This window comes from Marinospirillum sp. (assembly GCF_035271045.1).
Taxonomy (GTDB): Bacteria; Pseudomonadota; Gammaproteobacteria; order Pseudomonadales; family Halomonadaceae; genus Marinospirillum.
This window is the reverse complement of sequence record NZ_DATESC010000021.1, coordinates 94,837-120,059: the sequence shown is the minus strand read 5'-3', so window position 1 is coordinate 120,059 and position 25,223 is coordinate 94,837. Positions and strand designations below refer to the sequence as shown.

At 44.5% G+C, this 25,223-nt stretch carries 16 protein-coding genes and 2 rRNA genes; all 18 read left to right on the top strand.

The features are described 5' to 3' along the window. Positions 1–450 precede the first annotated feature (450 nt). The 18 genes from VJY63_RS08760 (at position 451) to VJY63_RS08675 (ending at position 25,204) form a co-directional block, all read left to right on the top strand. A 23S ribosomal RNA gene (locus VJY63_RS08760) occupies positions 451–3,349 on the top strand. Between the two features lie 182 nt (positions 3,350–3,531). Beyond that, positions 3,532–3,647, top strand: a 5S ribosomal RNA gene (gene rrf, locus VJY63_RS08755). Positions 3,648–3,885: 238 nt separating this feature from the next. Continuing rightward, a complete protein-coding gene (locus tag VJY63_RS08750) occupies positions 3,886–5,520 on the top strand; it encodes a FecR family protein (RefSeq protein ID WP_324050006.1) in 1,635 nt (544 codons plus the stop codon). 21 nt (positions 5,521–5,541) lie between these two features. Beyond that, entirely contained in the window at positions 5,542–6,345 is an 804-nt protein-coding gene (locus VJY63_RS08745; protein ID WP_324050004.1) for a SapC family protein, read from the top strand. A 53-nt stretch (positions 6,346–6,398) separates the two neighbouring features. Then, positions 6,399–6,698 (top strand): hypothetical protein, encoded by a 300-nt coding sequence (locus tag VJY63_RS08740; RefSeq protein ID WP_324050002.1) that lies wholly within the window; start codon positions 6,399–6,401, stop codon positions 6,696–6,698. Between the two features lie 135 nt (positions 6,699–6,833). After that, complete coding sequence (locus VJY63_RS08735; protein WP_324050000.1) at positions 6,834–8,531, top strand: type I secretion system permease/ATPase; 1,698 nt, start codon at positions 6,834–6,836, stop codon at positions 8,529–8,531. A 25-nt stretch (positions 8,532–8,556) separates the two neighbouring features. Then, on the top strand, positions 8,557–9,960 hold the full coding sequence (locus VJY63_RS08730; RefSeq protein ID WP_324049998.1) for an HlyD family type I secretion periplasmic adaptor subunit: 1,404 nt from the start codon (positions 8,557–8,559) through the stop codon (positions 9,958–9,960). A 5-nt stretch (positions 9,961–9,965) separates the two neighbouring features. Continuing rightward, on the top strand, positions 9,966–11,396 hold the full coding sequence (locus VJY63_RS08725) for a TolC family protein (RefSeq protein ID WP_324049996.1): 1,431 nt from the start codon (positions 9,966–9,968) through the stop codon (positions 11,394–11,396). Positions 11,397–11,491: 95 nt separating this feature from the next. After that, a complete protein-coding gene (locus VJY63_RS08720) occupies positions 11,492–13,507 on the top strand; it encodes an adenylate/guanylate cyclase domain-containing protein (protein ID WP_324049994.1) in 2,016 nt (671 codons plus the stop codon). A gap of 49 nt (positions 13,508–13,556) precedes the next feature. After that, positions 13,557–14,921 (top strand): hypothetical protein, encoded by a 1,365-nt coding sequence (locus VJY63_RS08715; RefSeq protein WP_324049992.1) that lies wholly within the window; start codon positions 13,557–13,559, stop codon positions 14,919–14,921. Positions 14,922–15,077: 156 nt separating this feature from the next. After that, on the top strand, positions 15,078–15,650 hold the full coding sequence (locus VJY63_RS08710; RefSeq protein WP_324049990.1) for a sugar transferase: 573 nt from the start codon (positions 15,078–15,080) through the stop codon (positions 15,648–15,650). Next, on the top strand, positions 15,625–16,563 hold the full coding sequence (locus VJY63_RS08705; protein WP_324049988.1) for a glycosyltransferase family 2 protein: 939 nt from the start codon (positions 15,625–15,627) through the stop codon (positions 16,561–16,563). Before VJY63_RS08710 ends, VJY63_RS08705 begins: the two co-directional genes overlap by 26 nt. Next, complete coding sequence (locus tag VJY63_RS08700) at positions 16,560–19,529, top strand: glycosyltransferase family A protein (RefSeq protein WP_324049986.1); 2,970 nt, start codon at positions 16,560–16,562, stop codon at positions 19,527–19,529. The genes VJY63_RS08705 and VJY63_RS08700 overlap by 4 nt, the downstream gene beginning before the upstream one ends. Further along, positions 19,513–20,220, top strand: coding sequence for a Crp/Fnr family transcriptional regulator (locus VJY63_RS08695; RefSeq protein ID WP_324049984.1), 708 nt, complete (start codon positions 19,513–19,515; stop codon positions 20,218–20,220). The genes VJY63_RS08700 and VJY63_RS08695 overlap by 17 nt, the downstream gene beginning before the upstream one ends. A 70-nt stretch (positions 20,221–20,290) precedes the next feature. Beyond that, positions 20,291–21,085 (top strand): ABC transporter permease, encoded by a 795-nt coding sequence (locus VJY63_RS08690; protein WP_324049982.1) that lies wholly within the window; start codon positions 20,291–20,293, stop codon positions 21,083–21,085. Beyond that, positions 21,075–22,364, top strand: coding sequence for an ABC transporter ATP-binding protein (locus VJY63_RS08685; RefSeq protein WP_324049980.1), 1,290 nt, complete (start codon positions 21,075–21,077; stop codon positions 22,362–22,364). The genes VJY63_RS08690 and VJY63_RS08685 overlap by 11 nt, the downstream gene beginning before the upstream one ends. Then, the gene (locus tag VJY63_RS08680; RefSeq protein WP_324049979.1) at positions 22,357–23,562 is read left to right on the top strand and encodes a glycosyltransferase family 4 protein; all 1,206 of its coding nucleotides are present in this window, start codon (positions 22,357–22,359) and stop codon (positions 23,560–23,562) included. The genes VJY63_RS08685 and VJY63_RS08680 overlap by 8 nt, the downstream gene beginning before the upstream one ends. Next, positions 23,555–25,204 carry a GNAT family N-acetyltransferase gene (locus tag VJY63_RS08675; RefSeq protein ID WP_324049977.1) on the top strand — a complete coding sequence of 550 codons (1,650 nt, stop codon included), beginning with the start codon at positions 23,555–23,557 and terminating at the stop codon, positions 25,202–25,204. The genes VJY63_RS08680 and VJY63_RS08675 overlap by 8 nt, the downstream gene beginning before the upstream one ends. Positions 25,205–25,223: the final 19 nt, after the last annotated feature.

Sequence of the window (25,223 nt, the reverse complement as noted above, 5' to 3'; positions counted from 1 at the left end):
CCATATATCGCTTTGCGATATGGTTAAGTTAATAAATGAACAGTCAATTGGCTGTTAGTTTAGTCCTTAAGCAAACGAAGTTTTAGATCCTAAAGATTAGCAAGTATAAGCGTTATGATACGCGGACTTGATAATCTCTGTGATTTATCACAGCGTCTAGACCTGACGAAGGCTAGATCAATCATTAACAGAATATATTTGAGTTGAAATAAATTGTTTAAGGCTCAGAACTAAATTGACATTGAAATGTGACACGCAAGTGACATGTTTGAATGAAGATGCAGAACTGAGAAACTAGCGATTAACTGAATCAAGCGTTTTGGTATATGAATCTAATTGAAGCTGTACAGTGCTTAAATGCACAAGACGCCAACTGTATGATTGACTGAGTGATTGGTTGATCTGTTGCTTATCCTACTTGTAAGGATAAACGACTGTTTGGGGTTGTATAGTCAAGTAATTAAGTGCATGTGGTGGATGCCTTGGCAGTCAGAGGCGATGAAAGACGTGATAGCCTGCGAAAAGCTCCGGGGAGGCGGCAAATATCCTGTGATCCGGAGATGTCTGAATGGGGAAACCCACTTACCATAAGGTAGGTATTGCATGATGAATACATAGTCATGCAAGGCGAACGAGGGGAAGTGAAACATCTCAGTACCCTTAGGAAAAGAAATCAATTGAGATTCCCTCAGTAGCGGCGAGCGAAAGGGGAAGAGCCCATTAAGTCATATAAGTTCTAGTGGAACGCTCTGGGAAGTGCGACCGTAGACGGTGATAGTCCTGTACACGAAAGGGCTTATATGATGATGTCGAGTAGGGCGAGGCACGTGAAACCTTGTCTGAATATGGGGGGACCATCCTCCAAGGCTAAATACTCCTGACTGACCGATAGTGAACCAGTACCGTGAGGGAAAGGCGAAAAGAACCCCTGTGAGGGGAGTGAAATAGAACCTGAAACCGTGTGCGTACAAGCAGTGGGAGCCTTAATTTATTAGGGTGACCGCGTACCTTTTGTATAATGGGTCAGCGACTTATGTTCTGTAGCAAGGTTAACCGTTTAGGGGAGCCGTAGGGAAACCGAGTCTTAATAGGGCGAATTAGTTGCAGGGCATAGACCCGAAACCGAGTGATCTATCCATGAGCAGGTTGAAAGTGCCGTAACAGGCACCGGAGGACCGAACCCACTGTCGTTGAAAAGCCAGGGGATGACTTGTGGATAGGGGTGAAAGGCTAATCAAACTCGGTGATAGCTGGTTCTCCCCGAAAGCTATTTAGGTAGCGCCTCGGACGAACACCATTGGGGGTAGAGCACTGTTTCGGCTAGGGGGTCATACCGACTTACCAAACCGATGCAAACTCCGAATACCGATGAGTGATATCCGGGAGACACACAGTGGGTGCTAACGTCCATTGTGGAGAGGGAAACAACCCAGACCGCCAGCTAAGGCCCCAAATTCCTAGTTAAGTGGGAAACGAGGTGGGAAGGCATAGACAGCTAGGAGGTTGGCTTAGAAGCAGCCATCCTTTAAAGAAAGCGTAATAGCTCACTAGTCGAGTCGGCCCGCGCGGAAGATGTAACGGGGCTCAAACTAGGAGCCGAAGCTGCGGATTTGAATTTGTTTTCAAGTGGTAGGGGAGCGTTGTGTAAGCCTGTGAAGGTGTGTTGTAAAGCATGCTGGAGGTATCACAAGAGCGAATGCTGACGTGAGTAACGATAATGCGAGTGAAAAGCTCGCACGCCGGAAGATCAAGGGTTCCAGTCCAACGTTAATCGGGGCTGGGTGAGTCGACCCCTAAGGCGAGGCCGAAAGGCGTAGTCGATGGGAAATCGGTTAATATTCCGATACTTGTTTATAATGCGATGGAGGGACGGAGTAGGTTATGTCAGCCTGGCGTTGGTTGTCCAGGTGAAAGGATGTAGGTAGACAGTTTAGGCAAATCCGGACTGTCATTATACTGAGATCTGATAGCAAGCTGTACTTGTACAGCGAAGTGGCAAATACCATGCTTCCAGGAAAAGCTTCTAAGCAATAGTTATAAACGAATCGTACCCTAAACCGACACAGGTGATCAGGTAGAGAATACCAAGGCGCTTGAGAGAACTCTGCTGAAGGAACTAGGCAAAATGGTACCGTAACTTCGGGAGAAGGTACGCTGCCGATGGTGATAGGACTTGCTCCTTGAGCTGTTGGCAGTCGCAGATACCAGGCTGCTGCAACTGTTTATTAAAAACACAGCACTCTGCAAACACGAAAGTGGACGTATAGGGTGTGATGCCTGCCCGGTGCTGGAAGGTTAATTGATGGGGTTAGCGTAAGCGAAGCTCTTGATCGAAGCCCCAGTAAACGGCGGCCGTAACTATAACGGTCCTAAGGTAGCGAAATTCCTTGTCGGGTAAGTTCCGACCTGCACGAATGGCGTAATGATGGGGGCGCTGTCTCCACCCGAGACTCAGTGAAATTGAAATCGCCGTGAAGATGCGGTGTATCCGCGGCTAGACGGAAAGACCCCGTGAACCTTTACTATAGCTTCACACTGGACTTTGATATTGCTTGTGTAGGATAGCTGGGAGACTTTGAAGCATCGACGCTAGTCGGTGTGGAGTCAATCTTGAAATACCAGCCTGGCAATCTTGAGGTTCTAACCTAGGTCCATTATCTGGATCGGGGACCGTGTGTGGTGGGTAGTTTGACTGGGGCGGTCTCCTCCTAAAGAGTAACGGAGGAGCACAAAGGTACCCTCAGGCTGGTCGGAAATCAGCCATTGAGTGCAAGAGCATAAGGGTGCTTGACTGCGAGACAGACACGTCGAGCAGGTACGAAAGTAGGTTCTAGTGATCCGGTGGTTCTGTATGGAAGGGCCATCGCTCAACGGATAAAAGGTACTCCGGGGATAACAGGCTGATACCGCCCAAGAGTTCACATCGACGGCGGTGTTTGGCACCTCGATGTCGGCTCATCACATCCTGGGGCTGAAGTCGGTCCCAAGGGTATGGCTGTTCGCCATTTAAAGTGGTACGCGAGCTGGGTTTAGAACGTCGTGAGACAGTTCGGTCCCTATCTGCCGTGGACGTTGGAGACTTGAGAAGAGCTGCTCCTAGTACGAGAGGACCGGAGTGGACGAACCGCTGGTGTTTGGGTTGTCATGCCAATGGCATTGCCCAGTAGCTACGTTCGGACAGGATAACCGCTGAAAGCATCTAAGCGGGAAGCCCCCTTCAAGATTAGGTCTCCCTGAGAGCTTGACTCTCCTAAAGGACCCTTGAAGACTACAAGGTTGATAGGTTGGGTGTGGAAGTGCAGCAATGCATTGAGCTAACCAATACTAATGATCCGTGAGACTTGACTCTATAACACCCAAGTGGTTTTATACAGGCAATGCGACAACGAACGAACCGGATACAACGATTAAAGCCTTCAAATCAATACCGTTCATCGACATAACTACTTTTAAAACGAATGTTTGCACCCTTTTTGGCTAAAAGCCCAGCAGCAATGCAAGAAACAAACAAGCTTTTAACCGCCAGTTACGCCTGACGACCATAGCAAGTGGGTACCACCTGATCCCTTACCGAACTCAGAAGTGAAACCGCTTAGCGCCGATGATAGTGTGGGGTCTCCCCATGTGAAAGTAGGTCATCGTCAGGCATTTATTACTAAACCCTCAGCCAATTGGCTGGGGGTTTTTTTATGCTTCAAATTAAGTCAATTAAGTCGCTAGTGAAGGTTGAAATTAAACATACTTAAAATAAATCCATTACTTTTGGTAAAGTTACGCTTCTTCTATTTTGGTGTGACTCCAGTCACTCAGTAAAAGTTGAACTCTGTTAGTATATCAACCTCAAAGATAGCCAAGTTAAAATGACAACGAAGGGTGGGCAATCTAATGCATATAAAGTTATTAAAGTGGGTGTTAGCAATAGCCTTTATCTTTACTGCCCCCTATGGTTTTGCAAAAATTGCTACGAATAACCCTGTTGTAGGTAAAGTTACTCTACTTATAGGCGATACGCGGGTAACAGGCCCAATGCGCTCTGGCATGATCCGCCTAAAATCTGGTGCAGATGTTTATCCTGGCGATATTGTTGTTACTCGCGCTAGTGGCCATGCTCACTTACGTTTTATAGATGGTGCGCTGATGAGTATTCGTCCATCTAGCCGTCTAACCATTCAAGAATATAACTACGATCCACAAACACCTACAAATAATCGTGTTTCTTTTACTTTAGAAGAAGGTGTTGCGCGCTCTATTTCCGGCAAAGCAGCTAAAGATGCGCGTGAAAACTTTCGTATGAATACACCAGTAGCAGCTATAGGTGTTCGTGGTACAGACTTTATTGTTCAAACTGGCTCTGAAAGAACCCGTGCTTTAGTAACTGAAGGCGGTATTGTGCTTTCTGGATTAGATGCAGCTTGTATTGGTGGTTGGTGTGGTGAATTAGAGTTACACGGTGGTAGTAAGCAATTATTAGAAGTAGACCTTGCTACTAGTGAGCCGCGTTTTATGCGTAGCGCGTATGACGAAGTTATAACCTCTACCTTATTAAATAGTAGCATTGCCCTAGTACAAGTGAATGCGGCACAAGAAGGCATGTTGGCTGAACAGAAAACACCTGAAAAAACAGTTACAGCTATTGCTGTTCTTGAATCTACTACTGAACTTGAACCCGCTTCTTCTACTGCTGAGTCTGAATCGACTACAGATCCAACAAAGCCTACGTCACCCGTTGTTGCTGCCACTTCACCAGCACCTACTCAATCAACATCTACTACTTCTGAATCTGCTACTTCTGAATCTGCTACAGAGCCAGAGCCAATAGTTGCTGTTAAAGAGTCTAGCAGTGAAATAGGCGATCTAGTAGTTGTTAGTGATTCTAAAACCGCAGTGCGAGATGAAAGCGGCAAGCTAATTAACAGCGAACTAATCGCCACTTCTGATTTTCTCCTATTTCCAGAAAAGCCGCCTAAGCCAATAGAGCCATCAGAACCAGTCGAAAGCGTTAAAACGACTGCCCTAATCTGGGGTTACTTAAACACTAACCAAGACACTCTGCCCGAATTTGTACAAACCCAAGCCGCCTTCGACGAGCTAAACAAAACCCACCACGAAACTGAGATAGGTAACGAAGCCTATGCTTTGTATCGTCGTAATGAATACAATCAAGTAATTAACCCTTTTTTACCTGAATTAAAGTTTGCTTTAAACGATGCGTCAGCATGGTTAAACTGGCACGCTTACCGTGAACCTATGGAAGTAGGTAGCGGCATGCTCGTTATAGATTTTGATCGCGGCGTATTTTCAACTCAAATACAACTAAGCCATGAGCGTACTGGGCAAATTTTCTTCAACGCTTCAGGCACAACAAAAAATACTGGGCATTTTAACCATGAAAGCAATAATCAAAATTTACAAGGTATTGTTAGTTTGAATGGTAAAGAAGCGGCTTATCTATTTAATCAGTCCTTACCAAGGGTTGAAGGAGAGATAGATGGCATCACTCTCTGGGGAATTAAAAAATAACTTTCGGTAAAAGAGGAATGCATGCCAAATTTTGTACCTGTTAATCAACAAAGCCATCAAGCTGCTGGTTTTGAAAAAGTAAGTCATTACGGTCATGCTGCTAATGATGCACTAGCCCCTGTAGTTATTAGTGAAGTAGCAAAGTTATTACCACGTATGCCGTTAGCATTTTATAAGTCAGAGGAAATGACAGGCTTTCAGCTAGTTGCACTACAAGGTTTGTTGCCTGGGCAAAACTTATTTTTAAACGAAAGCAATCAAATGTTAGCTGGCTATGTACCTGCTTGTTATCGCGGCTATCCTTTCCGTTTGTTTCCAGTTGATGGCAAAACAGAAATGTTGTTATGTATAGACGAAGACAGCCCATTTTTTCATGAAAAAGCTGAAGCTGATGATGAAAGTCTATTTGCCGCAACAGGCGAGCCAGCGGATATTATTCTAAAAATAAGAGACTTTTTAGCTCTTGTTGCTAAAGACTCTCAAAAAACGCAAGAATTAGTTAATTTGTTGGCAGAGTATGAACTTATAACGCCTTGGCATATAAGACTTGATGGTTTTTCAGAAAGCCAGCAGCCGTTACAAGGCTTATATCATATTAAAGAATCTGCCTTGCGTGAGTTATCAGCAGAACAAGTGCAGGTACTAAATTTGCGTGGTGCACTTTCGTTAGCTTATGGCCAACTTTATTCTGAGCACCGTATCGAGAATCTACAAACACTCTTAACCCTTCGTGCCCAAGCAGCGCAAGCCGCTCAAACTACAGAAGAAGAAATAGACCTAGATAAACTATTTGATCAAACAGAAGAAGACTTGTTTCGTTTTTAGGTCGCCGTTTTTTAATTCAAAATCAACCTAAGTATTAAAATAGGAAAAAAAGCATGAATCAAGAACAAAAAGTTATTATTGATGATAAAGAGTACCTAGTCTCAAATTTATCGGAGCAAGCAATTAGCCAAATTAATAACTTAAAAGTAACCGATCAAGAAATTGGCCGCCAAGAATCGTTGCTTGCCATGCTAAAGACCGCTCGTTCTGCTTATGCTCGTCTGTTAGGTGAAGCAATAAAAGATGCAGAAAAAAATGTTAAAGCAAAGCTGGTTACAAAAAACGATACTAAAGAAGCGCCTAAAGTTAACGGTAAGGCTGCTGCTAAGCCAGCCGTAAAAGCCAAAAAATAAGCAATAATGTGCTGAGTTAAATTTGGCAAACTGAACAGGACAGCGCTTGAAAAATCAATCGCTGTCCCAATATTTTTAGGAAGCCGTTTTAAAGTATTTTTTTTAAAAGCCTTACCAACCGCCAAGAGACCCAAAATGAAACCAACCCCACTGGCCACTGACCTTAAAGATGCACTAAAGGCCAGCAAAAGCTCCTTCATTGCTGCGGGCGTATTCAGCTTATTTATTAACCTTTTAATGCTGACTTCACCGTTATATATGCTACAGGTTTACGACCGTGTAGTGACTTCGCGCAGTACAGAAACCTTGTTCTTTTTAACCTTAATTATGGTGTTTTTATTTGGGTTAATGGGACTTTTGGAATGGGTAAGGTCACGGCTTTTGGTTCGAGTTGGCAATCAGATGCAAGATAAGCTTAGTAACCGAGTTTACAGTGCTATGTTTGAACAAGGCGTAAAAATGCCTTCTCAGCGTAGCCCCCAAGCACTAAGCGACATGACCACGTTACGCCAGTTTATGACCGGCAACGGGCTGTTTGCTTTCTTTGATGCGCCTTGGTTGCCTATTTATATCGGCATCTTATTTATGTTCCACCCTGCCTTTGGCTTTTTCTCGATTGGTGCAGCGCTTATTTTATTAGCGGTAGCCATTTTGAATGAACGTGGCACTAAAAAAGCAATGGGTGAAGCTGGTTCATTAAATATCCACGCGCAAAACCTTGCGGGTAGCAATTTAAACAACACCGAAGTGCTGCACGCTATGGGTATGTTGCCGGGCATTCGCGGTCGTTGGTATAAGAAGCATCAACTGTTTTTGGGTAAACAAACAGAAGCCAGCGACAAAGCCGGTATTTACAGTAACCTGAGTAAAGTTTTAAGAATGATTTTCCAATCGCTGATTCTAGGTTTGGGCGCTTGGTATGTTGTACACAATGAAATGTCTCCAGGCATGATGATTGCCGGTTCTATCTTAATGGGGCGTGCCTTAGCGCCGATGGATTTAATTATTAACAGTTGGGGTGGTTTTAACAGCGCCCGTTCAGCTTATGGCCGTTTAAACAAATTGCTTAATGATTTTCCTGCGCTGCAACAGCACATGAGTCTGCCTGATCCAAAAGGTGAAGTGAAAATTGAAGGTTTAGTCGTTTATCCCCCCGGCAGTCAAACACCTGCGCTGCATAACATTAATGCTTTGCTACCTTCTGGCAAACACCTTGCTATTGTTGGGCCTAGTGCTGCCGGTAAATCAACCCTTGCCCGTGCTGTATTGGGTTTATGGCCGGCAGCCGGCGGTGTGGTTAGAATTGATGGCGCACAAATTGACCATTACAACCGTGATGAGCTTGGCCCGCACTTGGGTTATTTGCCACAAGACATTGAGTTATTTGATGGCACGATTGCCGAAAACATTGCTCGTTTTGGTGACGTTGACCCTAATAAAGTAGTGGTTGCAGCTAAAAAAGCTGGTGTTCATGAACTAATCCTTAAATTATCTAACGGCTATGATACGCACATAGGTAGCACTCAAGGTGCTTTATCGGGTGGTCAGCGTCAGCGTGTTGGTTTGGCGCGTGCTTTATATGGTTCACCAAAAGTTATTGTGCTAGATGAACCCAACTCCAACTTAGATGAGCAAGGTGAGCAAGCTTTGGCGATTGCTATGACGCAGTTAAAAGAAGAGCAAACCACCGTTATTTTAGTTAGCCACCGTCCGGCATTGTTGCGCCACGTTGACCAAATTATGGTGCTGCGTGATGGAGCAATACAAATGTATGGCGAGCGTGATGACGTACTCAAAGCACTTGCCCAGCAAAATCTAACGCAAAAAAGCTAATCCCAGCCAATAACCGAGAAAACGCATGAATAAGCAAGAACCCGTTCAGGCAGGGAAGAACCTCCTGAGTAAAAAAAAGCAGCCGGTTGCTATGGCAACACCTAAGCAAATGAATTCACAAAATGACCCTGATAACCCCATTCCTTTAGATTCGCGCCGCTACATTCGCATTGGTGCATTCATTGTTTTGTTTGGTTTTGGTGGTTTTGGTCTATGGGCAGTCTTTGCCCAGCTTGGTAGTGCGGTGATTAGCCAAGGCGAAGTGGTTTTAGAATCGTACCGTAAAACGATTCAGCATTACGAAGGCGGCATTGTAGAAAATATTGCGGTGCGTGATGGCGACCTAGTACAAAAAGGCGACCTGCTGGTGCAGCTAGATACCACCCAGTGGCAAGGCGAAATGCGTAGTTCTTCGCAAAATATGTTTAGTAGCTTGATAGAGCTAGAGCGTTTGCAGCATGAGCAACAGTTAGCTGAGAAACTAGAATTTAGTGATCGAGTGCTTGCTGCTGCGGCTGAATCTGCCGATTTACAAAGCGTATTAGTGCAGCAAAAACGCTTATACACAGCGCGAATTGAAAGCTATACCAAAGAACAGCAAACTTTAGCCAGCCGTATGCAACAAACGCTAGCCGTCGTGCGTGGTTTAGAGCAGCAGCGCAAATTGCTAGAAGAGCAAATTCAGCTGATTAATAAAGAACAAGAAGCCTATGCTACTTTACAAGACGAACGTTTAGGTGACGGTATGCGAGCACGTGAACTAGCGCGTCAAGGTTTATCGTTGCGTAACGAAGCCGCACGTTTAAAAGCCGATCAAGAGCGCACCTTATTGCAAGCCAGTGAAGTTGAAGTACAGCTCGCCAGTAATCAACAGAATTTTCAAAAAGAAGTGGGTGAGCGCATTCGTACGGCACAAAATAATTACTTTGAAGCCCAAGAGCGCTTTTTAGTGATGCAAGACAAGGTAAGCCGCAGCTCGATTCGTGCGCCTGAAGCTGGTTATATCGTTAATATGCAGCTACACACCCTTGGTGGTATCACTAATTCTGGGCAAGATATTTTAGACCTAGTACCGATGAGTGATAATTTTGTGGTCGAAGCACGTATTCAAATTCAAGACATTAACAGCGTGTTTGTGGGGCAAAAAAGTGACATTCGTTTTCCTGCGTTTGACCAGCGCACCACGCCCAGCATTGAAGGCGAAGTGGTGCATATTTCAGCAGATAGCCTGACCGACAAGCAAACCGGCATGAATTATTATTTAACGCGGGTGCGTGTTACTGAAAACGGTGCAGAAAGCCTTGCTAAATTAAAGCTAATTCCGGGTATGCCAGCCGAAGTGATGTTGCGCCGCGAAAGCCGTACTTTCCTTAGCTATTTAATGAAGCCTTTGGCTGATAGCTTTACTCGCAGCTTTAAGGAAAAATAATCGCCATGAAAATCAAACAGAAACAGCGACTTTATGCGTTAGCTCTGGCTTGTTTGCCCTTGTTTTCAGCACCCTTGGTTTCAGCACCCTTGGTTTCAGCACCCTTGGTTTTAACACAGACAAATAATCAAATAACGGCAGTAGAAACTGCCACTTTTGAACAGGTGCTGCAAGCGGCAATGAATCACGATTCTGAATACCGTGCAGCACGTTACACTTTAGAAGGCGAACGCCAAGAAATAAGCATGGCACGTAGCCAACTGCTACCCCGTTTAGCCTTTGGTGCAGGATATACCTACGAAGATACAGACAATATTTATACCGACAAAGACAATACCAACTACTACAAAGAAGATGATGTACGCTCAAGCGGTAAAATACACGACAACTACTGGCGTTTTAATATTCGCCAGCCAATTTTTGACCGCAGTCTAAACCAAGATTTAAACCGCGCCAAAAACCAAGTAACCGCCGCAGAACACCGTTACCAGCAAGTAAAACAACAGCTAGTCTTCAAAGTAGCCGATGTATGGTTAAACCTGCTCTATGCACAAATGCAAGTACACTTTAGTTTAGAAAACCTAGAAAGCTTAGACCTACGCCTAGCCCAAGCCGAAAGGCAAGACCAACTAGGCGTAGGCGACCAACTAGAACTGCTAGATATAAGCGCCAGACGCGACCTAGCCCAAGCAGACTTACTGGCAGCACAAAGCGAACTATCAGAAAAACTGCTAGAAATTCAACTAATGAGCGGCCGTAAATTACTACCGCCCGCCCATTGGGTAACAACAGCCCACCAATTAGAAGTAACCCAACAGCCGCAAAGTATAGAAGCATGGAATAAACAAGCCATAGGCAACCAAGCCTACCAAGAACAACTAGCAAGAGTAGCCATGGCAGAATCAACACGCCTAGCCAAACGCGCAGGCCACTACCCCACCCTAAACCTAGATTTAGACTACACCAACCGCTCATCAGACGACGAATTTCGTGAAAAAGAAGGTTTTACCGCCTCATTAAATTTAAGCCTAGAACTTTACGGAGGCGGACGCACCAGCAGCGCCCTACGCCAAGCCCAAGCCCGCCTAAATGCCGAACAAGCACAAGCCGACAAAGTAGTACTAGATGCCCAGCAAATGATAGCCGTAGCCTGGGCAAAACAACAAAACCTTTACCAACGCCTACAAGCCCTAAAAAACTCCATGCTATCGGCAGAAGGCTACCAACAAGCCGCCACACGCGGAGAAACACTAGGCTTAAAAAGCCAAGTCGATGTAGTAGAAGCCAATGCACGCCTGTTTCAAGCCAGAGAACGCCATGCAGAAGCCCTAGTAGCCTACCTCTTATCAGACCTACGCCTTCACCTAGAAACCGGCCAGCTAGAACCCAGCAAACTACAAGAATACGACCAACTATTTAACCAACTTAACCCCTGATGTGATCGCCGTCACCGCGTGATACTTGGCAATCTATAGAATGTTTATTTTAAGTTAACTATTCTATTTTATTGCACTGCCACCAAGGGTTTATTGTGAGCGCCAAGCCAGCTGCACCAAACACAGTTTTACCACCTTCAGTAGCCCTGACGCTGCGAATTAACCCGCACGCGTCTCGGTTGCTGTTGTTGTTAATTGTGCTGCCACTTTTGTTGCTGCTGATGTGGCTAGTAGCACCGCAGCTGCGTTTGTTTGAAGAAAGAGCCAGTGAGCAGCGTTGGGCTTTTGCACCACTAATTCAACCAGAACAGCGCTTTGTGGTGGTGACTATTGACGAAGCCGCGTTACAGCAATTAGGTGCTTGGCCTTGGAGTCGCACAACCTTGGCAGAGGTTTCTGCTCAGTTGCAGCAAGCTGGTGTAGCATTACAAATTTATGATTTAATTTTGCCTGAAGCTAAAGCCGGTGACGATTTATTTGCTGCACAACTGGCACAAACCCCCAGCGTGTTAGGTATTTTACCGGCACTAGATAGCAACCAAAACCTACAAACCGGCCAGCTAGGTCAAGGCATTCTTTTAAGTAACAGCATTCACTGCCAAGTGTTGCCTAATACACAAAATTATTTAGGCAACGCAGCGGTTTATGTTAACCAAAACGTGGGGCACATTGCGCCGGTGGTTAGTCAAGACGGCGTGATTCGTAGCCAGCCGCCTTTAGTGTGTGTGAATGGTAAAGCATACCCTTCGTTAACCTTAGCCGCACTGTTGGCTGGAATAAAACCGTCTGCTTCACCAGAACTTAAACCAGAACTTTACTTAGAAAAAGGCATGGGTTTATTTGCGCCAGTTTGGTGGTTAAAGGCTAGCAATACGCCGGTTCAGTTGCCATTAGATGCACAGGGCAATTTACGCCTTAGTTATCAGCAAGCCCCCGAAAATTTTACGACCCTTTCTATTGCCGATTTAATGAACAATAACTACCCACCTCGGCTATTAAGTAATGCTTGGGTGCTAGTTGGCGCTACTGCTTTTGGTTTGGCAGACGTAGTGCCTACACCTCATGCTGCGCTAACTCCTGGAGTGGAATTGCAAGCACGCTTATTAAGTGCCTTGTTAGACCAAAACCATACTTACCAGCCACAAGGTGCTTGGTTATACCAACTGATTCAAGTTTTGTTAAGTGCTGGCTTGTTACTACTGTTAGCAGCTAACCGCCAATATAACGTTACATTCTTAGCTACTGCTGCTGCTGTTTTACCCTTAGCCCAGCTCGCTATGCACTGGATGTTTCTGTCTCATAATCTGTGGTTGGGTTGGTTATTGCCCGCCTTGTATACTAGCCTTGCTGCTGTGGCTTTATTACTATTAGAATTTGCTCGTACTCGCTTTGAGCGTCAGCGCCTTTACCAAAACCTAAGTAGCTATTTGCCCAAAGGCATAGCCGACCAAATTGCATTTCGTAAAACAACGAGTCAAGTGGAAGGTAGCAACCAACAGTTGCTAGTTATTTATGCTGATTTACGCAATTTCAATGCTTGGCAAGAACACCTGCCAGCTGAAGAAACCGCCGCCCTATTACACTATTTCTTTATTACTGCTAACAAAACCTTAGCCATGCACGGCGGTACACTGCATGAGTTCCGTGGTGATGCGATTCTAGCCGCTTGGCCAGTTAACCCTAGCAATCAAACTGCTCAGGTACAAAATGCTATTGCTATGGTGCAACAGCTACAAGCAACTTTGCATAAATTATTAGAAGCGCCGCCCCACCCTAATTTAGAACCCTTGGCGTTAGATTTTGCTTTAGATCTAGGCAGTGTACTTATGGGTAGCCTTGGTTCTGCTCAGCGCCGCAGCCATTTATTGTTGGGGCAAACGGTTAATCGTGTTATTGGTATTCAAAAAATGACAGCTGAAATAGGTAGCACCTTACTTTTAGGCGAACAAGCAGCTCAAACCCTACCAACAGAAGCGGTACAAAGCCAAGGTCGTTATTTATTAGAAGGCTTTACTGCTCCACAAGAGTTGTTTACTTTGCGCCAACAGTCACAAAATCTAGCTAAAAGTCACACTAATAGGGTATTGCAACTGCGCCCACAAAGTAGATAATCAAATACTTTAAAACGAACCCTTCAAACGGCACGGCAATGTAAGTAATTTGATAACTTTAAATCCTAATCTTTTTATGCGCTGTGCCTTACTAATTCTTGGTTGGCTTTTTGCAAACCTGTTTTTTGCAGGATTGGCATTAGCAAGCAATCCTGAATCTTGTGGTAATTGGCAGCCAGACACCTTACCAACTACACCACAAGAATGGCATGCTGAGCACCAACGTCTACAACCCCTATTTACAGCCTGTCTTAGTAGTGCAGATTTTTTAGCCTATTTTGGGGCAATAGAACTGCGTACTGGGCGTGTAAGTAGCGCTTTAGATACTTTAGAAAGAGCACTGTTATTAAATCCTCAGCACGGTGCTGCGCAAATGGATTATGCTCAAGTGCTTTATTTCAGCGGTGATCCCTTTGCTGCCCAATCATTAAATCAACATTTATTAAACAACCCTAATTTACCACCAGTTATTCGCCAACAAATTAAAGCCAATCAAAAAGTATTGAGTAAGCGATTGAATACCTTTACTCACCAATTAAGCTTAAATGCTGGTTATGACAGCAACCTAAACACTAGCCCTAGCCTTAGTTATTTAACTATAATCTGGGAGGGTGAGGAACGGTTGTTAGAGCTAGCGCAGCCACGCAGTGGCGCAGTATTAAGTTTAGGTGCTAGCAGTCAATATACGCAGCGCAGTGCTAATAGTAGTCACAGCTTGCAGTTAGGGTTAAATAGCCGTTTAAGCGAAAACTCCGAAGATAACCAACACCAACTTAGCGCTCGCTACCAACACCAAAACCAATTGTTTGGTGGTGGACAACTAAAGCATAACCTCGCTTTAATTGGGCTTGATCATGGTGGTAAACATATCTTTTCTACTTTAGAAGCCCAGCAAGAATGGCAGCCAGCTAAAACTAAAATTAAGTTTGATAATAATGATAACTGCCAATTTGCGCCTCATCACACATTGGGCTATCAAGATTTTCCTGGACGCAGTCACCTTAATGCCATTGAATACCGTTTAACACCCGCTTTGAACTGTACCTTTAATACCACCGAATTACGTTTTAGTGGTGGTGCAATGCTTAACTATGCACTAAATAATGACCGCGCTGGTGGTCATCGTGTAGGTACCGAGTTTACTGTTCATTGGCAGCAACCCTTATTTCGCGGCAGGCTGCAAGCGCAAGCACGCTATACTCAGTGGCAAGATGCTGAAGGTTATAGCCCATACATGCGTAATAATGCTCGTCGTAGCGTAGAGCGTCAGCAATTTTCTGTAGCCTATTTATTGCCTTTAAGTTCTAACTTGTTGCTTAGTGCTCAGGCAGCTATGCAGCACCAAGATAGTAACTTAGAGGTGTTTGAATATAGAAGCCGCCAAATAGAACTGGGCATTAACTGGCAGTTTTAAATAATACTTTTTGCAAGATTTGGTTTACAAGGATTTGATGTGATGCTTGTCACAAGTAAGCTGGATTCTAGCTGTTAATCTATGACTCGTTAAAAATACTCGCAACCCTTGTTCGTATGAGCAGGGGTTTTTTAATAATACAAGAAGCTAAAAAGCATGGGTTCACTACAAAACAAACTACTAGCAGCCTTGATATTACTGCTATTACTACCGCTCTTATTTACCCTTGCGCTACTCATTCGACTCACCTCTAAAGGTCCTGTTTTATTTAAGCAGCAACGCCTTGGCCTTAACAAGCAACCATTTGCTATTTACAAATTTCGTACCATGCGAGTCAGTGCGCCACAAGTTTTTAAAGCTGCAATGCCGGGTGATATGCGTATCACCAAACTAGGGCATTTTTTAAGGAAAACCAGCCTAGATGAATTGCCGCAATTATTGAATGTTTTAAAAGGTGAAATGGCTTTAGTTGGCCCGCGACCTTATGTACTAGAACAAAATCAACATTATGAACGGGTGTTTGCTAACTATCACCTAAGGTACACTGTGCCCCCTGGTATGACTGGCTGGGCGCAGGTGAAGGGTTTAAGGGGCTATGTTAAGTCCGATACTGAAATGCAACAGCGCGTTAACGCCGATATTTACTATGTGCAACACAAAACACTGCTGTTTGATATTAAAATAATGTTGAGAACGATTATTCATGGCTTTATCAATAATCAGCCCTAAGGCGACTTTAATCGTGCCGGTTTTAAATGCCCAAGCGTGGTTGCCTGCGTTGTTGAAGTGTTTAAGTGAATTGCTAAACACTGGCAATTACCAGTGCATCATTATTGATTCAGCATCCACCGATGCTACGCCTAAGCTTTGCCAAGCCTGCCCAGCGATTGAATTTATCAGCATTCAACGCAGTGAATTTAATCACGGCGGCACACGCAACCTTGCTATTCGTCATGCCCAAGCCGATATTCTAGTGTATTTAAGCCAAGATGCTTTGCCCACGCCTGCTGCGGTTGAGTTGTTGGTGAATACTTTAATCAATCAGCCCCAGTTAGCCGCGGCTTATGGCAGGCAATTACCCAACGCCACAGCGCAGCCTTTTGGGGCGCATTTACGGGCATTTAATTACCCTGCCCAAAGTTATGTTTCTACGCCTGAAACCTTGCAAGAACGCGGTATTAAAGCAGCTTTTTTGTCGAATGCGTTTTGTGCCTACACGAAACAAGCCTTAAATGCGGTGGGGCAGTTTCCTGCTAATACCATTATTGGTGAAGATTTTATTGTTGGCGCTAAGTTATTAAAGGCAGGCTATGCGCTAGCCTATGTTGCCCAAGCAACCGCTGTACACTCGCACGATTACACGCCGTGGCAAGAATTAAAACGCTATTTTGACATTGGCTGTATGCATCAACAGCAAGCGTGGATTTTTACTACTTTGGCAAGGCCAGAAAAAGCCGGTCGGCACTATGTGATGTCAGAAATGCGATGGTTAAAAAGCCAAGGTTTAGCGCATAAAATTCCAGAATCTTTATTAAGAAGCCTGCTGAAATTGCTGGGCTATAAGCTGGGTAAAAACAACCGTTTATTACCCAATAAATTGAATCAATTACTTAGCATGAATAGGAGTTGGTGGGTCAAATGAATGCAAACCTTGTTTCGGTTTTAATCAGAACGTTTAACCGCCCTGTTACACTAGCTAAAGCAGTTGATGCCGTTTTACAGCAAACCCATCGACCCTTAGAAATTATTTTAGTTAATGATGGTGGTCAAGCCGTCGACCTTGAACTAAAACAGCAAGCCATTCAGCAACAGGTGGCTTTTACGCTGGTTAATTTAGATACCAACCAAGGGCGCTCTAATGCAGCGAACGTGGCTTTAAAAAAAGCAGCAGGTAAAGCGCTGCTGTTTTTAGATGATGATGATTGGATTGACCCCAGCCATGTGGCAGGGTTGTTGAAAGTGTTGCAAGGTGACTCAGAACTGATTGCTGCTTATTCAGACACTGCCTGTGTATTTTCAGCGGCAAATCCTGAAGTGCAAAAGGTATTTGATTACGAGTTCGACCCACTGCACTTGGCTTATGAAAATTACCTGCCGATTCATTCGGTATTATTCAAAAATAACGCTTTAACTCAAGCTTGCCAGTTTAATACGCAGCTGGATGTGTATGAAGATTGGAATTTTTGGCTACAAATGGCTGAAAAAGGGTCAATGCAGCGTGTGCCAGGGGTTACCGCTTGGTACAGCGCTCAGTTAAGTGGTGTCGGTTTTGGTGTGTCTATACAGGGTTTTAGTGCTGAATTAGCTAAGTTTTTTAAGTTAAGCGCCCCCTTTTATTCGGCTGAACAAATCAGCGTTATGCTGTTTATGTGCCGTAATTTTTTTAGTGTAGCCAAAGCCAATAAGCACCATGAAGAGGTGGTTAGCCAGTTACAGCTAAGCTTGCTAGAAACTAACCGCCGCCAAGAGCAAGAAGTGTCGATTGATAACCAGCTAGGTCAGCTCACTAAAGATTTTCAGATGGTTAAAATGCAACAGCAACAGCAGCAGTTAGCGTTTGAAATCGCCCTAACCAATGAAGCCAAAGTGGTTAATAATCAGTTAAATCAGTTAGCCAAAACTATCAGCATTAACAAAATTGAACAGCAACAAGCCCAGCAACAAGCCAGTTTGCAGGCTGAAATGCTGACCCAGTTACAAGCCCAACAACAGCAATTGCAAGCCACTATGAATGAAAACCTGTATGCCATAAGAATGTTGGCGCAGCAAAAAAGTGGCGTAGCAGCTTGGCCTTGGGTGACTAAAATTAGTAGTAAAATGCGTACCTTATTGCAGTTAATTATTGTGGGTGATTTGCAAGGTATTAAAATTAGGTTGCTGCGTAATACCGAAGGTGTGCTGAAAAAAATTCGCCGCTGGTTTACTGCAACGCCTGTGGCTAGCGTGAGTGCTGCTGTATCTATAACTGCTGCTGAACCTATAACTGCTGCTGAACCGTTTGTGAATGCTAATGGCATTACGCTTTTGTGTACGGCGCATACTGAGTTTGTGGCAAAGTTGCTGCAACAGCAGTTAAAAAGCTTTGGTTTGACGGTAAATAACCTGTTTGTAAAAGGTGCAGGTGATGCTGAATTGCCGCAGTATGATACTTCTTTACACATTATTATTTGTGCCCAACTGTTTAAAAAAATGCCTGCTAGGTATGTGGTGTTTCAAATGGAGCAAAGCGTTAGTTCGCGCTGGTTTGATGCCAATTATGCCCACATTTTAAATAACGCTGAGGCGGTACTGGATTATTCCAAAACCAACCTTGCCTATTTGCAAGAACAGCAAGGTGTTCCTTTTGCCAAGCTTTATTACTTGCCGATTAGTAATCTTCCGGTTAATAGCCTGTCTGTTAATAGTTCGTCTACTAGCCAAGAAAACTTAGTCGACTATGATGTGGTTTTTTATGGTGATGTGCATAACCCAAGGCGCAAACTGTTTTTAGATGCGATCAGCAAGCAATTTAAAACCCTGATTGTTAGCGAAGTGTTTGGTGAAGCCTTGTATGCACAATTGCAACGCGCCAAAGTGCTAGTGAATATTCATTATTATGAAGGTGCTTTGCTAGAAACCACGCGTATTTATGAGGCTTTGTCGCTAGGTTTAAATATTGTTTCTGAAGTCAGTGTTGACCAAGCTGACCACGCTGTTTTAAACCCTTGGATCACGTTTACCCCCATTGGTGATCTTGATGCTATGTTGCAGGCCATTCAAACGCAGTTAGATAAACCGCGCAGTTTAGCTGAATTACCCACCGATTTAGCCGGTGCTAAGTTTCATGTGGGTCGCCTGTTAGTGGGTTTAGGGTTAATTAGCCCTTTGGCGGTTAAAACACTGCCAGCGGTGTTAAGTCAGCCCGCCATGCAACAACCCTTGTGCCTTTCAATGCCTGAATCATATGAGCGCCATGCTACTTTTAGGGAACGACACCCCAGTGTCGGTGTCTTTCATGGCTTGCGTTTTAATATCGGTTGGATAGGCTGTGCGCTAAGTTACAGTTACCTTGCCCAGCAAGCGTTGTTGCAGGGTAATGATTATTTAGAAGTTTGGGAAGATGACGTGGTGCTAAGCCCTGCAGCGTTGCAGCGTTGGCAAAAGGCGAAGGATTTGTTTTTAACGTTAGAAACAAAACCTGCTGCTGAGTCATCGACTGCTTTGTCTAAGCCTTGTGATTTATTAAGTGGCTTATTAGCCGATGTTTCGGATGCCACACAAATATTGGATTATTTTGAACGGGATGGTGAAAGTTACGTCATTATTGACCGAATGATTAGTGCTGTGTGTAACTTTTATGGTAAAAAGCCGCTGACTTATATGGCTGGCTGGGATTGTATGAATCAAGACGTACACCTAAATACGATGGATAGGTATTTAGAGAAGAAGGACTTACGGGTATTGGTGCCTTTGCCTTTTGTGGCCGGCCATAACCCCGAGCAAGATTCAACGCTGTGGGGTTGTCAAAATAGCCAATACGACACCATGATTGCTGCCAGTGAAGCAAAGTTGTATGACAAGCTAGAGCGTTTTAAATTAGAAAGGATAACGAATGGCGGTGTCGGTTGAACTGTTAAGAAACTTTGATTTATTGGCTGGACTTCCTGACGATGCTTTGTCGTTTATTGCTGAGCAAGCCACCTTAAAGCAATATGCTCGGCGTGAAGTGGTATTAAGTGCCGGTTTAAAAGATGAGTTAATTTGTTTTGTATTTGAGGGGCGTTTGCAAGGGGTCGATTTTACCATTGACGGCCGTGAGGTGGGTCTTTACTTTGTAGAGCAAAATGACTTTTGTGGCGAAACGGGCTTATTTGATGAAGCGCACCGCAGCGATTATGTGGTGGCCATCACTAAAACGCAGGTGGTGGCTTTGCCTTATGCAGCGGTGCGCTATGTAATGAATAGTGCCAGTGCCTTTATTTTAGCCATTGCCCAGCGTATGGCGCAGCGCATTCGTTATTTAACTTTGCAGCGTTCTTTGTTAGCCATTCCTAACGTGCAGCAGCGCGTTTGTGCTCAATTATCGGCTTTAATCGTCTCAACGCAAAACCTAAGAACGGCAGGTAATGGGGTTGAATTACTGAATCCTCCAACACATCAAGAAATGGCAATTATGTTGAATATCAGTCGAGAAACCGTGACGCGTGTATTTCAAACGCTGATTAGTAATGAAGTGGTGCAGCGCAACGGTACGGCTTCGTTAATTATTATAAAGCCTGATTTACTCGATGATCTAAGTACAGGTAAGCAAGCGCTTTAGTGTTAGCACCTAAAAATTTAAGCAGTATAAGCCTAGTTTTTTAAAGCGAGTTTTTTTAAAGAGAGCCTTCATGTTGAGTTATTTTTGGCCGGTTCAGCACCGTCATTTATTGCAGCAATTAACCCGCCGTGAAATTCAAGCCAAGTTTCGCAACTCTTGGTTGGGTTTGGGTTGGTCGGTGATTACCCCGATTGCCATGTTGTTGGTTTATGTTTTGGTGTTTCAAAGTGTTTTTAAAGCCCGTTGGCCCGGTGTTGAACAATCTGCCAGTGCGTTTGGCTTGAATTTGTTTTCAGGCTTAATTTTATTCACTTGGTTTAGTGACGTGATAACCCGTTCACCGCGTTTGGTGGCAGACAACCCTAATATGGTCACTAAAGTTGTGTTTCCCTTGCATTTGTTGTCTTGGGTAACGCTTTTATCGGCCAGTTTTCAGGCAATGATTAGTTTTACAGTGTTAATCGTTGGCATGGTTATTTTAGGTACGCCCATAACTTGGAGCTTGCTGCTGCTGCCGGTGTTATTGGCGGTATTTATTTTGGTGCTGCTGGGTTTTTCGTGGCTTTTGGCGGGTTTGGGTGTTTATCTGCCCGACAGCCAGCACTTGATTGCCATGTTAATTACGCCGCTGTTGTTTCTTTCCCCCGTGTTTTACCCTGTTTCTATGTTACCGGAATGGTTACAAGGGGTGATTATTTTTAATCCGTTAACTTTAATGATTGAAGCTGTTCGTGCTGTTTTGTTAGGGGGTGATTGGCCAAACTTGTATTACCTAGCCGCTTATGCTGTTGCTGCGCTAGGCTTGGCGGTGTTGGGTGCTTTGGCATTTAAAAAACTACGCAAGGGTTTTGCTGATGTCCTTTAACCAAGAATCCTCTAATAATCTTGCATTAGAATTAAATAATATTGGTCGGATCTACCGTATTTATAAGCGCCCCGTTGACCGTTTATTACAAGCATTGCCTTTTTTTAAGGTGAACTGCCGTGTTTTTGAAGCCTTGCAGCCACTGAATTTAACGGTAAAAAAAGGTGAAGTGATTGGTCTTTTAGGCAGAAACGGCGCGGGTAAATCTACCTTGTTGCAGTTAATTTGTGGCACTTTGCCACCTTCGTCTGGCTCAGTTATGGCTTATGGGCGCATTGCTGCGTTGCTAGAATTGGGTTCGGGGTTTAATCCTGAATTTACAGGGCGTGAAAATATTTTTTTAAACGGGGCAATTTTAGGGCTAAGTGAAGCTGATTTAAATGCCCGTTTAGATGAAATTATTGAGTTTTCTGGTATAGGTACAGCGGTTGACCAGCCTGTTAAAACCTATTCCAGTGGGATGTTTGTACGTTTGGCATTTTCGGTGGCTGTGTGTGTAGACCCCGATATTTTGGTGATTGATGAGGCGTTAAGCGTGGGCGATGGTGCGTTCGCGCGTAAATCTTTTGAACGCATTATGAGTATGAAAGAGCAAGGTTGTACGATTTTATTTTGCTCGCATAACCTGTATCAAGTTGAGGCCATTTGCAGCCGTGCTATTTGGTTGCATGAAGGTAAAGTCGTTTCAGAAGGGATGCCTGCTGAAGTCATTCGCCGTTATGAAAACTATTTATATGCCAGCATGGAAGATAGCACGGCGGTTGCGCCAGAATTAACCGCTGGGCAGCAAAGGGCTAGCGCTGCTGAATCTGCTGCTGGCGCTATGCAAGATTTAGGTAATCCACGCATTACCCAATTGCAAGTTTTTATTGACGATCAACTGGCTTCTATGACGCAAGCGCAAACGGCTTATACCAGCAAAAGTACGCTGAAAGTGGTGTGTGCTTGGCAAGGTTCGTTAAATTTACCGCCGCCTTCCTTTGCGATTACTTTACATAGTGCCGATGGGCGCATGGTGGCAAGTGCGGGTTCACACATAGATAAAAAAGTGTTGCAGGTAAATGCACAGGGTGAAGGCAAAGTGGTGTTAGAACTGCCTAATCTGGCGCTGTTAAAAGGTGAGTTTTGGCTAGAAGCCTATTTATTGTGTGAGCAAGGCATTATGTTTTATGACCAAGTTATTCCTGCGGCAAGGTTTAGCGTTGCTTCGCCCGACAATCAATTAGAGCAAGGTTTGTATCATGCCCCAAGGGTTTGGAAAGCAGGCGTGTGTGAGTAAAGTTAAGCTTTTGGTTATAACGCGTGAAAATGCCGCCGATAAAAACTATGGTTTGGGTCGAACCCTGTTGCCTTTTATTCAGGCAATGCGCGAGCGTGGGCATGAAGTGGTGTATTTTTCACAAACCGAATGCACTAATACCCACCAGCGTTGGTTAGGGCGTTTTATTGCTTTTCTACGACCTTTTTTTGGTTTAATTGCACCGGCTTTGGCAGAACGCTTAATTCAAGGCATTGCCGGTGGTCGCCATGCGGTCAGAATTAAGGCAACCCATGTTTGGCTGCATGATCCTTGGATGGCGTTGGGTTATCAGTGGGGGCGCTGGAGTCAGCTCTTTTTTAAACAAGGGCGTTTTAAGCAAGGTGCTGAATTTAAGCAGCGCCCAAAAATGTTTATTTCTGAACACGGCTTGGGCAGTTTTACTTGGGCGGTGAGCCGTGATGGTTTAACCTTTTCACCGCGTTTATTCCGTTGGTTTTTGGCATTTGAACGCCGCACCTTGAATAAAGCAGATAAAGTTTTTACTCCCTCACAAACTGCCCTCGATGCCTTGTTACGCGACCTTGCGTATATAAAACCACCCCAGCATTTTGTGATATTGCCTTACGGTAAGCCACCCCAGATTAAAACCATACCTAGCCCAGATTTTTCTATTTTTGGGTTTGAAGCGCCGCCTGCTGTGCCGGTTATTTTGGCGGTAGGGCGTATTTCGCCTGCTAAAAATTATCAGTTATTGGTGGATGCGGTGCATTTATTAGATCAGCAAACCAAGCAGGGTGTGCAGTTGTTAATTGCTGGTGGTGGCGATGTGCAGCCTTTATTAGATTATGCCGCCAGCAAACCGCTAAGGCATATATTACGCACCGCTTTTATACAAGATATGCCAAAAGCCTATGTGTTAGCCGATCTTTACATTAGTAGTTGTGCCATTGAGTCGTTTGGACAGGCAAACCGTGAAGCAATGGCGTTTGGCTTGCCTTGTGTGGTGCCAAGTGCTGGTGCAAGCGGTGAAGTGCTGGGTAATGGTGCTTGGTTAGTGCCACCCAAAGCAGACAGTATGGCAAATGCTATATATCGTTTAATCAGTAACCCTAATCAGGCGCTATTTTGGAAGCAGCAGGCATTGCTTGAATATAAAAAATTACCAATTTGGGCAGATATTCTTGAACTTTTTGAACAGCAGCTCCTTAATGATTAACCTTACTCAACCTTTGATGCCCCTTCCTTTAAACCCTGCAGAAATTAAGCGGGCTTTAGTTTTAGTACCCCACCCAGACGATGAAGCGATTGGTTGTGGCGGTTTGCTCATTCAATTGGCGCAGCTGGGTATTGCCGTTAGGGTGGTGTTAGTGAGCGATGGTTCCGGTGCGGGTGGCTTGCCAGAAAGTGCAGCAGCAGTGCGCTTTCAAGAGTTTTTGGCTTCGTTGCGAGTGTTGGGGGCTTCCATTAGCCATGAAGCGTGGAATTTTCCCGATGGAGGATTAAGTGATTACCCAATGGCGATGGATAGCTTGTTAACAGAATCTTTGGCTAATTTTGAACCTAGTTTGTTAATTGCACCTTGGTTATATGATTTGCACCCCGACCATGCGGCTGTTGGGCAATTGGCTGTACGGGCGCACCAGCAATTAAAATTTAACCAAGGTGTATTGTTTTACGAAGTTTGGTCGCCTTTACCTGCGAATCGTTTTTTGAACATTAATGCAGTTTTTCAAACCAAATTAGCCGCTTTAAAATGCCATGCTACGGCACTGGAATGTGGTAGTTATGACCGTGCTGTAGAAGGTTTGGCGGCTTATCGCAGTTTATTTGCGGGTAAATTAGCAGCAGAAGGTGAGTTTGCTGAAGCTTATTACGCCTTAGATTGGGCGGTTTGTCCTAATGTAACCAGTGCGCGTTATGCGACAATCGCCGATGCACAGTCAGTCTGTGAGTTGCATGATGACGTATTTAGTAGCCAAGTTAAGCTGGCTTGGTGGCAATGGAAATATACTTCACAAGCCTTGATTGGTACGGTGTTTGAAGATCAAGGCAAGGTGGTAGGTTTTTATGGTGCGCTAGAAAGAACAGGTTTGTGGCAAGGCAAAACTGTGGTTGTTTCGCAGCAAGCTGATGTGATGGTTGAAGCTAAACACCGTTTTGGTACACGCCGTCAGGGTGTTTTTTCAAGAATGAGTCGCTTGTTGCTGAAAGAACATTTGGGATTGAATAAGCGTTACCAGCTGTGTTTTGGCTTCCCTACTATGCGAGCGCTGCATTTGGGGATTCGTTTAGGTTTATATCGCCGTGCCGATGAGGTCTACATTGCTCATAAAAGTGTTGCCCAAGGTCAACGCCTACCCTTTGGTGTGCGTAGCAAACGTGAAGCCGCCGCTACAATGAGTGATTTTACTTGGTTAGACACTTTAACGGTGCACTCGCCACCGGCTGCGGTGCTTTTTTCGCTGCAAAAGGGTGCAGATTATTGGCAATGGCGTTTTGCTAAGCACGTCGACAAGCATTATCAAATTATTAGAGTGTCGCGCTGGGGTCGTTTATTGGGTGCAGCGGTGGTATTGCCCAGTGCGGATGGATTAGAAATTATTGATTTTGCGTTAAGTGATTGGCAGTATTTGGCATGGTTACAACAAGCAATAGACAATACTTGTGTGAATTTAGGGCTGCAGCAGGTTTCTGTTTGGGGTACACAGCAAGTTGTTGAAGCGTTAAATTTTCCTAATCCTGAAACTTGGATTAATGCCGGTTATTTAGCATTACCCGGTGAAAAGTTAGACGCTGCTTTAAGTACCGAAATAGATGGTTGTTGCTGGTTTGTGGGCGGCGATACTGATTTTAGATAGAGGGTGATTTTTTGAAACG